This is a genomic window from Mycobacterium hackensackense (assembly GCF_025822555.1).
In the GTDB taxonomy this organism is placed as follows: Bacteria; Actinomycetota; Actinomycetes; order Mycobacteriales; family Mycobacteriaceae; genus Mycobacterium; species Mycobacterium fluoranthenivorans.
Genome location: NZ_JACKUC010000030.1, coordinates 432,296 through 446,124, shown reverse-complemented (window position 1 = coordinate 446,124; position 13,829 = coordinate 432,296). Strand labels below are relative to the sequence as shown.

Sequence of the window (13,829 nt, the reverse complement as noted above, 5' to 3'; positions counted from 1 at the left end):
GGCACTGCCGCGGGCGGCCTGCCAGTCGAACGGCGACCCTGGCGACGGATATCACACCGTCGGGCTCGCCTCGCGCAATCGGAGCAGCTGCCGATCGCGCCACCGCACGCGCTCGTCCCAGTCGTCGAGGTCCAGTAGCGCCCTGCGCTGCGCGGTCACCTCGGCGACCAACTCGGGTGTCCAGGGATCGGACTGTCCGCGCTCGGCACCCATCCGTTGGTACGCCGGCCCCATCTTGTCCGCATGCGATTCGATGCCACCCCGGGTGTTCAGGTCGGCGGTCTCGAACGGGCCGATGATGCTCCAGCGGCGACCCAGTCCGCTGCGCACCACTTCGTCGATATCGTCCACGCTCGCCACCCCATCGCGGACCAGACAGTAGGCCTCGCGCAGGAGCGCACCCTGAAGCCGATTGAACACAAAACCCTCGACTTCGCGGCGCACCAGCACGGGCCGCAACCCCGCCGTGCGGTACACCTCGACCGTGCGCTCGGTGATGGACCCTGCCGTCGACGGTGATGGCACCACCTCGATGACGGGCAACAGGTAGGGCGGGTTTCCCGGGTGGCCGACCAGGATGCGTGCCGCGATGGCGGTATCGAGCCCCTCGGCGAGCCGGCTCGCCACGATCGCCGAACTCGAGCTCGCCAGCGGCACCTCCGCGGCGGTCTGAATTGCTGCCTGCCGCAGCAATTGCTGCTTCACGTCGAGCCGTTCGGGTGCACATTCCTGTACGAACCCCACGCCGAGCAGTGCGGAGTCCAGATCGGAGGTGAACCTAACCCGCGCCTCGACAACGGCGGGGTCGGTGATGCCCAGTAGCTTGAGCCGCTCCCGCAGATCCTCGGCAGCCCGGGGCAGGGCCGCGGCGACGGGATCGTAGACGGCGACGTCGACGCCGCTGCAGGCGAAGAGGATCGCGAACGACACCCCGATGGAGCCCGCCCCGAGGACTGCCACGGGTGGCCGGCTCACAGCTGCCACCAACTCCGGTCACCGTCGTAGCCACGCTCCAGGATCGCCACGACCGATCCGGTGGTCAGCTCACGTGGGTTGTTGGCGGTCAACCGGGTGGCCAGCATCGCCTGCTTGGCGACGAAGTCGAAGTCCTGCGGCGTGAGGCCGAGCGTGCGCAGATCCAGGGGCGCACCGAGTGTCTCCAGAATGGCTTCGATCCGCTCGATCGCCGACTGTGCCTGGCGCTCTTCGGAATCCGACTGCTGAGCCACCCCGAGGATACGGCCGATCTCGGCGAACTCCGGGATGCGGGCGGGCAGGTTGTAGCGCATCACGTACGGCAGCAGCGCGCTGATCCCGAACCCGTGCGGGGTGTGGGTCAGGTTGCCGATCGGGGACTGGATGGCATGCGCGCCCGCCGTCCCCGCGGTGTTGATGGCCATACCCGCGCAGTACGCGCCGAACAGCGTGTCGGACCGCGCGGCGAGATCGACCGGATTCGCCGCCACCGCCGGCAGTGACGTGTTCAGCAGTGCGAGCCCGGTGCGGGCGTAGACGTCGGCCAACACGTTCTTGCCCGTGTACAGGGTGGTCGCCAGTTGGTCGGCGTCGGGGTTTTTCGCTCGCCCCGTGAACGACTCGATGAGGTGAGACAGCGCGTCTGCGCCCGAGGCGGCGGTCAACCCCGGCGGGCAGGTGAGCGTCAGTTCGGGATCGATGATCGCCGCGTAGGCCTCCAGGTGCGGGCTCGCGACCCCGACCTTCATGCCCTGGTCCTCGTCGAAGACCACCGAGATACAGGTGACCTCCGCGCCGGTGCCCCCGGTGGTGGGGACCGTGATGACCGGTATCCCCGGGCCGGGCACCAGGAACTGTCCGTAGTAGTCGCGGACGTCACCGCCGTGCGTCAGCACCACCGAGGCGACCTTGGCCAGATCCATACACGACCCGCCGCCGATCCCCACGATGGCCTGGATCGAGTCGCCGCCGAACCGCTCGGCGATGTCGACGACGTTGCGGCGCGGCAGATCCGGCTCGGTGCCCTCGTACACGGACACCGAAACACCCTGCCGTACCAGCGTTTCGACGACGCTGCCGAACTCGGCGCTGGTTGCCATCCTGGCGTCGGTGACGATCAGGACGCGCTGGGCGATCTCACCGACGACGCGAGCGATCTGCCGACGCTGGCCCGGTCCGAACAGCACCATGGCCGGTTGGCGGAGCAGTCCCAGGCCCAGGTGGTTGGCGGTGTGCAACGGCGAGCCGATGGTGGCGGTCATGACAGGCCTTCCTTCTCGTCGACGGTGACGGCGAGGTACTTGGCCTCGAGATAGTCGTAGATGGCGTCGTGCCCGCCCTCACGACCGAGACCGGAGGCCTTCACACCGCCGAAGGCCGCCGCGGGGTCGGCCATGATCCCGCGGTTGACGCCGACCATGCCGAAGTCCAGGCGTTCGCCGACGGCGACTGCTCGCGACAGGTCCTTGGTGAACACGTAGGCGGCCAGGCCGTACCTGGTGTCGTTGGCGAAGGCGACCGCGTCGGCCGTCGACCCGACCTCGTAGATGGTGGCGACGGGAGCGAACAGCTCGCGGCTGCACAATTCGGCGGGCCTGCCGGTGACACGAAAGACGGTGGGTTCGAAGAAGAATCCGGGACCGGGACGTGCGGAGCCACCGATGAGGAGCTCGGCGCCCGTCGCGCGCAGTGTCTCGACCAGCTCGACGACGGTGTCACGCTGGCGCTGCGAGATGATCGGCCCGACGTCCACACCGGGCTCGAATCCGTTGCCGACGTTCAGTGCCCGAGCGAGCTCCACGAAGCGCGCGGTGAACCGCTCGGCCACCGCGCTGTGCACGATGATCCGGTTGGCCGCCACACACGCCTGACCCGCGTTGCGGAACTTACAGATGACCGCCTGCTGGGCGGCGAGTTCGACATCGGCGTCATCGAGCACGATGAACGGTCCGTCGCCGCCGAGTTCCATGGAGGTGTTGATGATCCCGGGTGCGGCCTGCTCCAGCAGGGTGGCACCCACACCGGTGGATCCGGTGAAGCTGATCTTGCGCAGCCGCTCGTCGGCCATCAGGGCAGCGGACACCGGAGCCGATGCCGTGGTGTGGATGAGGTTCACCACACCTGCGGGAAAGCCCGCCTCGCGCAGTGTTTCGACGAACAGCGCACACGTCAGCGGAGTTTCCTTGGCGGACTTGACGATCACCGGGCAGCCGGCGGCCAGCGCCGCGCCCGCCTTGCGCGCGATCATCAGCATGGGGAAGTTCCACGGTGTGATGAGCAGCGCCGGACCCACGGGCTGATGCGTGGTGATCACGCGGTACCCGCCGTGCGACGCGGGTGCCCAGGTGCCGTGCAGATGCGCGATCTGCTCGGTGTACCAGAGGAAGAACTCCGCGGAGAGCGCGAACTCCGCGCGGGATTCCGTGAGCGGCTTGCCGCTCTCGGCGGTCATCACGTCGGCGAAGGCGTCGGCGCGGGCCAGCAGCAGACGATGGGCGCCGGTGAACAGGTCGGCGCGCTCGCGCGGCGCGATATGGCGCCAGCGGTCCTGCACGCCGGCCGCCGCATCGAGCGCCGCGATCGCCTCGCCCGCGCCGCCGTCGGCCACGGTCGCGATCTGCTCGCCGGTGGCGGGATCGACGACCGCGAACGTCGAGTCCGCCGAGCGCCATTCACCTCCGATGAACAGTCCGGTGGGGATACGTCGGCCGTGCACCACGGCCGTGTCGAGGGGTGTGGCCAGCGTCGTCGTCATGCCCAGTGACGCTAGGACGGGATGGTGCCGCCGGATACGACTGCGTCTTTTTGAGACAGTCGGAGGATCGGGTGGGCCGGCCCTCCTACGGTAGGCTGTGTGATTCAGCTCTCACTTGAGGAGTGGTCGGTGTCGACACGGCCCAGCGGTTCGCGGCTCGAAGAACTGCGCGCGCAATTCCTCACCGCCTCCGACCCCGACCTGGCCGTGCCGCCGGACCTGCTCGAATCGTGGTTGCGCTCCAAGAGCGCGCTGGGCGCCCCGGCCAACGTCCGCGACGTGCCGCGCGTCGACGAGGACCTGCTGGACAACCATCTCCTGGAGATGTTCCAGGCGCCGATGGCCCGCGCCGCGGAGGACCTGGCCGGGTCGGGGATGGGCCTGCTGCTGGCCGACGCCCAGGGTCGCATCGTGCAGCGGTGGTCCCTGGACTCTTCGGCGATGACGCAGCTGGATCGCATCGGCACCGTGCGCGGTGCGGTGCTGGCCGAGGACGCGGTCGGCACCAACGGCGTGGGTACCGCGATCGCCTCGGGTAAGAGCGTGCTGATCGAGGGCGCCGAGCACTTCGCCGACGTCTATCGCGACGCCCTGTGCACCGGGGCGCCGGTGTGGCACCCGATCACCGGCAAACTCCTGGCCGCGGTGACGATGTCGACCAAGATCGACGAGCGGAGCGGCCTGCTGCTACCGCTGACGAATTCGCTTGCCGCCCAGCTGCAACAGCATGTTCTCGATGTCGCCCAGCCCGGGGCGCGGGCGATGCTCGCGGCCTTCCTCGACGCCTCGAAACGTCACGACGGGCCGGTGGTGGCGTTCGGTCCCGACGGGCTGACGATGCGCAGCCGACGCGCGGGGGAGTTGACCCAGACCGATGTCGACCTGATCGGACACCTGTGCGCGGGTCTGCGGCACGACTCGCGGATGAGCGCCGACCTGTCCACCGGGCACACGGCGATCGAGGCCTGTGTGCTCGACGGCGACGCCGGGGTGGTGGCGGCCCTGCGGCCCGCACCGCGTGTCATGTCCGGGCACGGTAAGCCGTCGTCGGATGGGCTGGTGGGACAGACGAAGTCGTGGCTGTCCGCCGCACACCACGTCAGCCGGCACATCGCGGCCCGCACCGCGCTGTTGATCGCCGGTGAACCGGGCAGCGGTAAAACCTCGCTGGCGCTGGGCCGTCCGTATCGGCCCGGCTCGGCGCAGTCCGACGTCACGGTGCTGCACACCGCCCAGCGTCAGATCGTCGGTGATCAGGTCTGGTTGCAGGAACTCTCCGATGCCGTCGCCGGTGCGGCGCGGGTGGTCGTCCGCGGCGTGGAGCATCTCGACTCGCAGTCGTTGTCCGCTCTGCGTGCACTGGCTGACGCGTATGCGGGCCGGGGTTCGCTGCTGCTGACGGTGAGTGCGGCCACGCAGGCCGACGCCGAGGCCGCCGCGACCAGGCTCGGGGTCGCAATGGTGTGGGTGCCCCCGCTGCGCGAGCGGGCCGCAGACATCCCGGCGCTGTGGAATGCGCTTGTCGCACAACGTGCTCCGGGCCTACGGCTGGCGCTGAGCGACGGGGCGCGCCAAGCACTCGAGGCGGCGGGCTGGCCGGGCAACCTCGCCGAACTGCGCACCCTGGTCGCGCAACTGGTGACCGACGGCGTGCGCGGTGTGGTGCACGCCGACCACCTGCCCGACTCGCTGCGCGCCCACCGCTCCTGGTCGATGATCGAGCGGACCGAGATGGAGACGATCCGCCGGGCCCTGCAGGAGGCCGGTGGAAACCGCTCCAAGGCGGCCGAGCTGCTCGGTGTCTCCCGCGCGACGATCCATCGAAAGCTCAAGACCTACAACCTCTCCGGCTGAATCACTGGGCCAGGTAGCCGCCGTCGATCACCAGTTCCGAGCCGGTGACGAAGCTGGCCTCGTCGGAGGCCAGGAACACCACGCCGTTGGCGATCTCCTCGGGGCGGCCGGCGCGGCCCATCGGCGTCTGCGCGACGACGAACTCGTTGATCTCCACTTCCTGCGCATCGGTCAGCGGTGTCTTGATGAAACCCGGGTGTACTGAGTTCACCCGGACGTTGTCCTTGGCGTAGCTGATGGCCGCGCTCTTGGACATGTTGCGCACCGCGCCCTTGGTGGCGTGATAGGCGTGCGCGCCGGCGACCGCGGCGTTACCCCAGATCGATGAGACGTTGATGATCGAGCCGCTGCGCCGGCTCACCATGTGGGGGATCACCGAACGCATGCCCAGGAAGGTGCCGGTCTGGTTGGTGGCGATGACGCGCTCCCATTCGGCCACGCTCAGCTCGTGTAGGCCCTGGTAGGCGATGATCCCCGCGTTGTTGGCGAGTACGTCGATGCGACCGAAGCGGTCGAGTATCTCCTCGATGACGGTGGCCCAGTCCTCTTCCTGCGACACGTCGAGCTGGCGGTAGTGGATACCCGGATGGCGCGGGCCGAACGACTCGTCGGTCTTGGACCTACCGGTGGCGATGGTGGTGGCCCCCTCGCGGGCGAAGGCCTCGGCGATGGCGTGGCCGATACCCCGGCACGATCCGGTGACCAGTGCGACCTTGTCGTTCAAACGATTCATGGCGGCTTCTCCTATGAGTGGGTGCCGCAAGCGTGGCGCGGCGGTCGGCCGCAGCGGTGAGCTGCGTCACGCTGAGACAGCACTGCATCAATTTGCGACACCTTTCGAATGTGCTTGTGACGCAATCACACACTGACTTCAGTGCGGCAGATCACAGCCGCTGCCACCGAGAGTTCAGGAGTTCCCATGACCGCGCGACCGACGGATCCGCTGGGGCGCATCTACGCCGAGTGGACCGAGGAGTTCATCGCCAACCCCGACATGTCGCTGCGGCTGATGCGCTGGCTTTTCGAGGATTGGCAGCGCGTCACCACCGAACCCGAAGGTGTGACGTACAAGTCGACCGAGATCGGCGGCGTCCCGGGCATTCTCGTCACCCCGCTGACCGCCGACCGGTCGCAGGTGCTGGTGTTCCTGCACGGTGGAGGGTTCGCCCTGGGCTCCCCGGCGAGCCACCGCAAGCTGGCCGGGCACGTCGCCGGCGCGTGCGGCACCCACGCGTTCGTCGCGGACTTCCGGCGCGCGCCGGAGCATCCGTACCCGGCTCAGCTCGACGACGCCACCGCGGTGTTCGACGCGCTCGTGGCCGACGGTACCGACCCGGCCGACATCACCTTCGTCGGCGACAGTGCGGGCGCCAGCATCGCGATCGCCACGACCTTGCGCCTGCTGCAGGCCGGCCGGCCGACTCCCGGACTGGTCATCACGGTGTCACCGTGGCTCGACATGGAGAACACCGGGGAGACGCTGGTGTCCAACGACGACACCGACTTCCTCATCGCCCGAGAAGGGCTGCAGGGCAACATCGACCGCTACCTGTCCGGTGGGGCCGATCCGACCGACCCGCTGGTCAATCCGCTGTATGCCGACTTCACCGGATTCCCCGCGCTGTACATCACCGCCTCCGACATCGAGTCCCTCTACGCCGACGCCACCCGGTTGCACGCACTGGTGCAGGACGCGGGTGTCGATGTCACCTTCGATGTGGCGGCCGGGCAACAACATGTATTCCCGCTGCAGGCCGGGCAACTCCCCGCCGCGGATGCCGCCATCGCCACGATCGCGCAGTGGTATCAGACCCGCCGCGCCGCCAACGCACACCGCATCGCCACCCAACCCGCGACCGCCTGACGAAGGACCTGACCATGACCGAAACTCATGACGCCATCGTGATCGGGGCCGGCTTCTCCGGCCTCGCGATCCTGCACCACCTTCGCGAGATCGGCTTGGACACCGTCGTTCTCGACGCCCAGGATGGGGTCGGGGGAACCTGGCTGGCCAACCGCTATCCGGGAGTCCGCACCGACAGCGAGTACAGCTACTACTCCTTCTCGTTCTCCAAGGAGGTGCGCGAGGAGTGGACCTGGACTCAGCGGTACCCCGCCGGAGCGGAGGTGCTGGCGTACCTCAACTTCGTCGCCGATCGTCTCGATCTGCGTCGGGACATCCGGCTTGAGACCCGGGTCGAGTCGGCGGTATACGACGAAGCCGCCAACACCTGGACGGTGTACATCGAAGGTGGTGCCCCGCTGGTCGCCAAGTACCTCATCAGCGGGATGGGGGTGCTGTCGCAGGCGATCTACCCGGATATCCCCGGTATCGACAGCTTCGCGGGCGAGAAGCACCACACCGCCCACTGGCCGCGCGACGGCGTCGACCTGGCGGGCAAGCGCGTCGGGCTGATCGGACTCGGCGCCTCGGGTATTCAGCTGGTGCCCGAGATCGCGCCGCAGGTGGGCGAATTCGTGGTGTTCCAGCGCACGCCGAACTTCATCGTGGAGTCGACGAACGACGCGGTGACCGCCGAGGACATGGCGTGGCTGCGCGACAACTACGACGCGATCTACGAGAAGGCGGCCAACCACCCCTTCGGGGTGGCGATGGAGCCCGCGCAGTTCAGCGCCCTGGAGGTGTCCGACGAGCGGCGTCGGGAGATCTTCGAGGGTAAGTGGAACGAGGGTGGGTTCCACTTCGCCAACGAGTGCTTCAACGATCTGGCCACCAACCACGCGGCCAGCGAGCTTGCCTCGGAGTTCATCCGATCCAAGATCCGCGAGATCGTGAAAGATCCTGCCACTGCGGATCTGCTGAGCCCGAAGACATACTCGTTCAACGGGAAACGGGTCCCGACCGGCCACGGCTACTACGAGGCGTTCAATCTCGACCATGTGCGGCTGGTCGACACCGCGGCCACGCCCATCACGGCGATCACTCCGGCCGGGGTGCGTGTGGGTGATACCGAGTACGAGCTCGACGTGCTGATCTTCGCTACCGGCTTCGATGCGATGACCGGCACGCTGACCAACATCGACATCGTCGGTCGTGAAGGAATCACGTTGCGCGACAGGTGGGAACGGGACGGACTGCGCTCGCACCTCGGCATCGGGGTGCACGGCTTCCCCAACTTCTTCATGTCGTTGGGGCCGCAGACCCCGTACTCGAATCTGGTGGTGCCGATCCAGCTCGGGGCCCAGTGGCTGCAGCGCGCCCTGCGCTGGGCACGCGAGAACGACGTGGACGTCTTCGAGGCCAGTCTCGAATCGGAGGACTGGTGGGCCGAGGAGACCGCACGCACGGGCAAGGCGACGGTGATGTACACCGAGGGCAAGAAGGCAAAGGCATGGTTCCTCGGCGAGAACGTGCCCGGTAAGCCGGAGGCGTTCCTGGTCTACATGGGTGGTGGGCAGGTGTACCAGCACTACTGCCGCGAGCTCGAGGAGTCCGGCTACGCGTCGATGCTCGCGGAGCGCCGGGTGCCGGAGGCGTTGAGTTCATAGAGCCGACAGGAAAAGCCCTGATCCCGCGGAGGCGGGGTCAGGGCTTTTTCGCGTGGAGCCGATGACGGGAATCGAACCCGCGTATTCAGCTTGGGAATCTACGCACACCTCTTCGAGGACGATCACGACAAGCCAATGGCGGCGTTGGGTGTGATGACTGCCGTGGCGCCCCCAGGCGGCAAGGTAATCCCCATAACCGGTGCACGGTGGCTGCCAGACTCCATGAACAGTTCTGCATCGAAACCAGCTCAAGATGCTGAACAGGTCCCGACCTGCGATTAGAGTGTTGGTAAGGACGGCGAAGTATTCGACTCGTCGGTGGTCTCACCGATACTGCTGACTATGACAAGGAGCCCCGGTTGGTGGCGTGGCCAGAGCACTTCCCGGAGTCTTGTCCGCCAGAAGATGCGGAACCAGCACTCGGCAGTTTTTATCGACTCGTGGATGTGCCTTCCTCTGAGGAGGACTTCTTGAGCCACCTGGAACTAAAGCAACTTGGCATTCGTAACTTTCGTAAATTTACCGATGAATGCGTTGCGGCTGGTCTGAGCGTCTATTCCAAGGTCGAAGACATTTACGAACTGCAAAATCTGTTTCCAAAGATGCAAAGTAAAGCCATTGCTCACGGAGAGTTGACGGGCGATGGAGTCATAAAGCCGACCCCAACCAGGGGTAATAGTCACCACACATGGTGGCTGCCACTTGAGAGCGAACCCCAAACTTATTTTACGAGTGTGACGTGAACTGGCTGCCTCGGGATACGCCGCTAGGCGAACTGAAGCTAGAGGAGACTTTCGTTTTTTACGACGGCCCTCGTCTATTCAGTTGTCGAAGTTTGACTGATCAGCTTTATTTAGTCGCGTGGGCAGATGATAGTGATGAAGCCGATCGATGGCTCTATATGCCGATTTCCGACGCGCGGTTGAAGATCATCAAATCTGGCGGTATGTCGGTCCGGTCTGGTTATCTGAACGCCGAGGGCATTGTTTACATTGTCACTATTCCTTATGATGTTTCTGTCGAAGACTCTTTGCAAATGGTCGCACCGAAAGGGATCCCCGCTGATATTTTGCCGGGCGAGCATTGGCTTGACTTAGATACGCAAACCGCCGAGCCGGCCATACCTCCCACTGAACTCGAGCGGCGCGCCAAGCAGGAACACCGTACGCGTGTCCGCTTGGAATTTGACCGGCCAGTTACGTACCGGTCGGAGGCTCCGACGCGTGAGGTTGGACAGATCCTCATTCGTACCCAAATGTTGCTCGACGCCGTTGGAGCGGCAATCGGCGAGGAGCAGGGCGTTGCGCAGGTGGGCCGTATATCAAAGGACAAGCTCCAAAAAACTTCGAGCGATGTACTAGCATTTGCGGCCGCGAGCTTCGTGATTGAGATAGGTGCGAGTTCGTTTGATGACCTTTTTGGCGAATCAGTTTTTGCTGATTCTGTCCTCCAAATAATCGACTTACTCGACCCGCAGCTCAAGTCCCCCGACATTCAAAGTCGCTTAAGTGTTGTCGGCATACGGGCGGCTAAGAGCTTTCGAAAGTTTGTTGTCGAATTAGCAGATTCTGGCGGGAATGTTGCTGTCTCGGCGGCAGGGACAAATATTAGATACGTGGAGCGTCAATTGCCGTCGTCTCGACTCGAAACGCTGGTAAGCATTTTGAGTCACCTCGTTCCTGACGAGGAAGTGGTGGAGATTCGGGAACGCATGGAGTTATTTGCGTACGACGCAAAGAAGAAGCGGTTCGGTCTGAAGGATTCAGATGGCCTCGACTACGAGGGCCGGGTCGATGAGCGTGTGGTCGCCGGAAATCCAAATCCAACTATCAATCGCCGATACCTCGTGGTTGTTGAGGCGTCGAGCGTGCTGGATGAGGCAATTGGCGAGACCAAGACCTCGTATGTGCTGGTACAGCTGATCGCTGTTGACGCTGACGACGATGGCCGATCAGCGGCATCGGGTGTAACCCGACGCGAAGTACCTCCGGGCCGAGCTTGAGGTTCCGAGCATGGGAACCTCTGGGTACGGCCGGGGTGCAGAATTAGGACTAGACCCCTCAAGGGCCCCATCCGCGCTGGTAGGCGTGGAGCCGATGACGGGAATCGAACCCGCGTATTCAGCTTGGGAAGCTGATGTTCTGCCATTGAACTACATCGGCGTACCGGCGAGGCCGGTGATCAGGAAGATTAGCACCGCGTCCCTCGGGCACCCCAACCGACGTCCGTCATCAGATGATGACAACTTTCACGAGACAGTCCCTGGGCAGCGCGTCGCGAACACCGCGGTCTGGTTAGGCTCATCGCGTGCTGCTCTCCGATCGCGATATCCGCGCCGAGATCTCCGCCGGCCGTCTGGCAATCGACCCCTTCGACGACTCCTTGATCCAGCCGTCCAGCGTCGATGTCCGCCTCGACAACCTGTTCCGGGTGTTCAACAACACCCGCTACACCCACATCGACCCCGCGCAGCGTCAGGACGACCTGACCTCCCTGGTCGAACCCAAGGAGGGCGAGCCGTTCGTGCTGCACCCCGGCGAGTTCGTGCTCGGGGCGACGCTGGAACGCTGCAGCCTGCCCGACGACCTGGCCGGGCGGCTGGAAGGCAAATCGTCACTCGGCCGGCTGGGCTTGCTGACGCACTCCACCGCGGGGTTCATCGACCCCGGCTTCACCGGCCACATCACGCTGGAGCTGTCGAATGTGGCGAACCTTCCGATCACCTTGTGGCCCGGAATGAAGATCGGCCAGCTGTGCCTGCTGCGGCTGACCAGCCCCGCGGAGCACCCGTACGGCAGCGCCGCGGCGGGCTCCAAATATCAAGGCCAGCGCGGCCCGACACCCTCGCGTTCCTACCAGAACTTCATCAAGCCATAGCTCCTGCACAGGCTGCGCTGGCATGGTGAGCATCGGAGACGGCCGAGCCTTCTGACCGACACCCGAGTAGGGTCGGTTAAGTGGTCTAGCTAACGCCGTCGGTGGGTAACGACGCCGCTGTTGAGGGCGATGAACTATCTAGTCGGCGCTTTGTGCCGCAGGGGGCGGGCTCGGCGACCTGGATAGTGCAGCAAACACTTTGGAGGGGTTAAGTGGACATCGTATTAGGTGTGTCATTGACACCTACGACGGTGCGAATGGTGCTGGTTGAGGGCGCGAAGGCCGACGGAGCCACCGTCGATCACGATGTCTTCCCGGTGTCGCCGTCGAATGACTCGGCAACTCCCAGCGCGGCCGATCAAGTGGTCGCAGCGGTGCTCGGAACGCAGGAGAGCGCACAAGCCGGCGGGCACCATCTGGCCCATATCGGAGTCACCTGGACCGACCACACCGAAGCCGCGACACTGCGCGACGCACTCGCCGCGCACGGCATCGCCGACGTCATGCTGGTGTCCGAATTGCACGCCGCCAGCGCGCTGGCCCAGGCGGCCGGCGCCGCGGTGGGTTACCACTCGACCGCGCTGCTGTTCCTGGACCGCGACACCGCCACCCTGTCGGTCGTCAACGGCGACGACGGATCCGTGGTCAAGGTGCTCAGCCGCAGCCTGCACAGCACCGACGCCATGGCCGTACTGGCCGATATGGCCGCCGCCGTCGCCGGCCGGGAATCCGCGCCGCAAGGCATGTTCGTCGTCGGCTCCGGCGTCGACGTGTCCTCGGTGAAGGAGCACCTGGAGCACCTGGTCGACATCCCGGTCAGCGCACCGGAGGAATCCGAGCTGGCGCTGGCCCGCGGTGCCGCACTGGCCGCCGCCAACGCCCCCACCTTCGAGGCGTCCACCGTCGGCCTGGCGTACTCGCAGGACCCCGACGGGCCCACCGCCGGCTCGGCATTCGCCCTGGCTTCCGCAGACACCCAACTGGCGGTGTCATCGGCAGCGGCTCCGCTGTTCACCGGCGACGTCGACGCGGCGTTCGCCGAAGCACCCGCGCCCGTGGAGGAGGACCGCAAGCCGTTCCTCCTGGTCGGCAGCGCATTGACCTCGATCTTCGTCGTCGGTGTCGTGGCGCTTGCCGTGTCGTTGGCCGTGAGCATCCGGCCCACCGCCGATCAGCGTCCCTCCCCGGCGCAGAACGCGGTCGCGCCGAGCGCACAGCCGGCCGCACCCGCACCGGTGCCCGAGGCCGCGCCCGTACAGCCGGCCGCACCGCCACCTCCGGCGGAGACCATCAAGGCTCCGATCCCGGTGGTGCAGGAAGCCCCGCAACCACGCAAGGTCTACGTCGAGCAGGCGCCCGCTCCGGCGGCGCCCGCCCCCGAACCCGCCGCTCCGCCGCCGGCACCGGCTCCCGCGGCACCGGTGCCTGACCCGGTCCCGGTCTACGTCCCCCCGCCGGCACCGGCGCCGGTATTCCAGTGGCCGCACCCGGTGTTCCGTGCCCCATGGGATCCGCCCAAACAGCAGTACCCCGACAACGACTACCCGGATCAATATCCGGGCGGCGCCAACGGCGGTTACCCGGGCCAGTACCCGGGCGGCTCCAACGGCGGCTATCCCGGCCAGTACCCCGGTAACTCCAACGGTGGCTATCCGGGCTCCGGCAACCCGGGCGGCAACGGTGGCTATCCGGGTCAGTACCCCGGAAGCTCGAACGGCGGGTACCCCGGCTCGGGCAGTCAGGGCGGCTACGGCAACGGGAACGGCAACGGCAATGGGCGGGGCGATCGCGGCGACGACGGGCCGAAAAAGAGCGGCCCGTGCTTCCTGATCTTCTGCGCTCCCCGCTGACAGCCGTA

The 13,829-nt window shown here is 66.1% G+C and carries 11 protein-coding genes and 1 tRNA gene; 7 read left to right on the top strand and 5 right to left on the bottom strand.

From position 1 onward, the window contains the following. Positions 1–51: 51 nt before the first annotated feature. From H7J86_RS11590 to H7J86_RS11580, 3 genes are read right to left on the bottom strand one after another with little or no spacing between them, the layout of a single operon-like run. Entirely contained in the window at positions 52–975 is a 924-nt protein-coding gene (locus tag H7J86_RS11590; RefSeq protein ID WP_267291077.1) for a 3-hydroxyacyl-CoA dehydrogenase, read from the bottom strand. Then, entirely contained in the window at positions 972–2,237 is a 1,266-nt protein-coding gene (locus tag H7J86_RS11585) for an iron-containing alcohol dehydrogenase (RefSeq protein WP_267291075.1), read from the bottom strand. Before H7J86_RS11585 ends, H7J86_RS11590 begins: the two co-directional genes overlap by 4 nt. Continuing rightward, a complete protein-coding gene (locus tag H7J86_RS11580) occupies positions 2,234–3,730 on the bottom strand; it encodes an NAD-dependent succinate-semialdehyde dehydrogenase (protein WP_267291073.1) in 1,497 nt (498 codons plus the stop codon). Before H7J86_RS11580 ends, H7J86_RS11585 begins: the two co-directional genes overlap by 4 nt. A gap of 99 nt (positions 3,731–3,829) precedes the next feature. Here H7J86_RS11580 and H7J86_RS11575 point away from each other — a divergent pair, with 99 nt between their 5' ends. Continuing rightward, entirely contained in the window at positions 3,830–5,584 is a 1,755-nt protein-coding gene (locus H7J86_RS11575; RefSeq protein WP_267291071.1) for a sigma-54-dependent Fis family transcriptional regulator, read from the top strand. A 1-nt stretch (position 5,585) separates the two neighbouring features. Here H7J86_RS11575 and H7J86_RS11570 read toward each other — a convergent pair whose 3' ends face one another. Next, positions 5,586–6,317: an SDR family NAD(P)-dependent oxidoreductase gene (locus tag H7J86_RS11570; protein WP_090358595.1), complete on the bottom strand. Its 732-nt coding sequence runs from the start codon at positions 6,315–6,317 to the stop codon at positions 5,586–5,588. A gap of 186 nt (positions 6,318–6,503) precedes the next feature. On the opposite strand from H7J86_RS11570, the gene H7J86_RS11565 reads away from it, so the two are divergent. The 4 genes from H7J86_RS11565 (at position 6,504) to H7J86_RS11550 (ending at position 11,096) form a co-directional block, all read left to right on the top strand. Next, entirely contained in the window at positions 6,504–7,448 is a 945-nt protein-coding gene (locus H7J86_RS11565) for an alpha/beta hydrolase (RefSeq protein WP_267291044.1), read from the top strand. A 14-nt stretch (positions 7,449–7,462) separates the two neighbouring features. After that, positions 7,463–9,094 (top strand): flavin-containing monooxygenase, encoded by a 1,632-nt coding sequence (locus H7J86_RS11560; protein WP_267291042.1) that lies wholly within the window; start codon positions 7,463–7,465, stop codon positions 9,092–9,094. Between the two features lie 362 nt (positions 9,095–9,456). Then, positions 9,457–9,837, top strand: a complete 381-nt coding sequence (locus H7J86_RS11555; RefSeq protein WP_267291040.1) for a hypothetical protein — start codon at positions 9,457–9,459, stop codon at positions 9,835–9,837. Next, on the top strand, positions 9,834–11,096 hold the full coding sequence (locus H7J86_RS11550) for a DUF6575 domain-containing protein (RefSeq protein ID WP_267291038.1): 1,263 nt from the start codon (positions 9,834–9,836) through the stop codon (positions 11,094–11,096). The genes H7J86_RS11555 and H7J86_RS11550 overlap by 4 nt, the downstream gene beginning before the upstream one ends. A gap of 86 nt (positions 11,097–11,182) precedes the next feature. Here H7J86_RS11550 and H7J86_RS11545 read toward each other — a convergent pair. Next, positions 11,183–11,256, bottom strand: a tRNA-Gly gene (locus tag H7J86_RS11545). 145 nt (positions 11,257–11,401) lie between these two features. On the opposite strand from H7J86_RS11545, the gene dcd reads away from it, so the two are divergent. Then, positions 11,402–11,971 carry a dCTP deaminase gene (gene dcd, locus H7J86_RS11540; RefSeq protein ID WP_090358604.1) on the top strand — a complete coding sequence of 190 codons (570 nt, stop codon included), beginning with the start codon at positions 11,402–11,404 and terminating at the stop codon, positions 11,969–11,971. 212 nt (positions 11,972–12,183) lie between these two features. After that, a complete protein-coding gene (locus H7J86_RS11535; RefSeq protein ID WP_267291036.1) occupies positions 12,184–13,821 on the top strand; it encodes a DUF7159 family protein in 1,638 nt (545 codons plus the stop codon). Positions 13,822–13,829 lie beyond the last annotated feature (8 nt).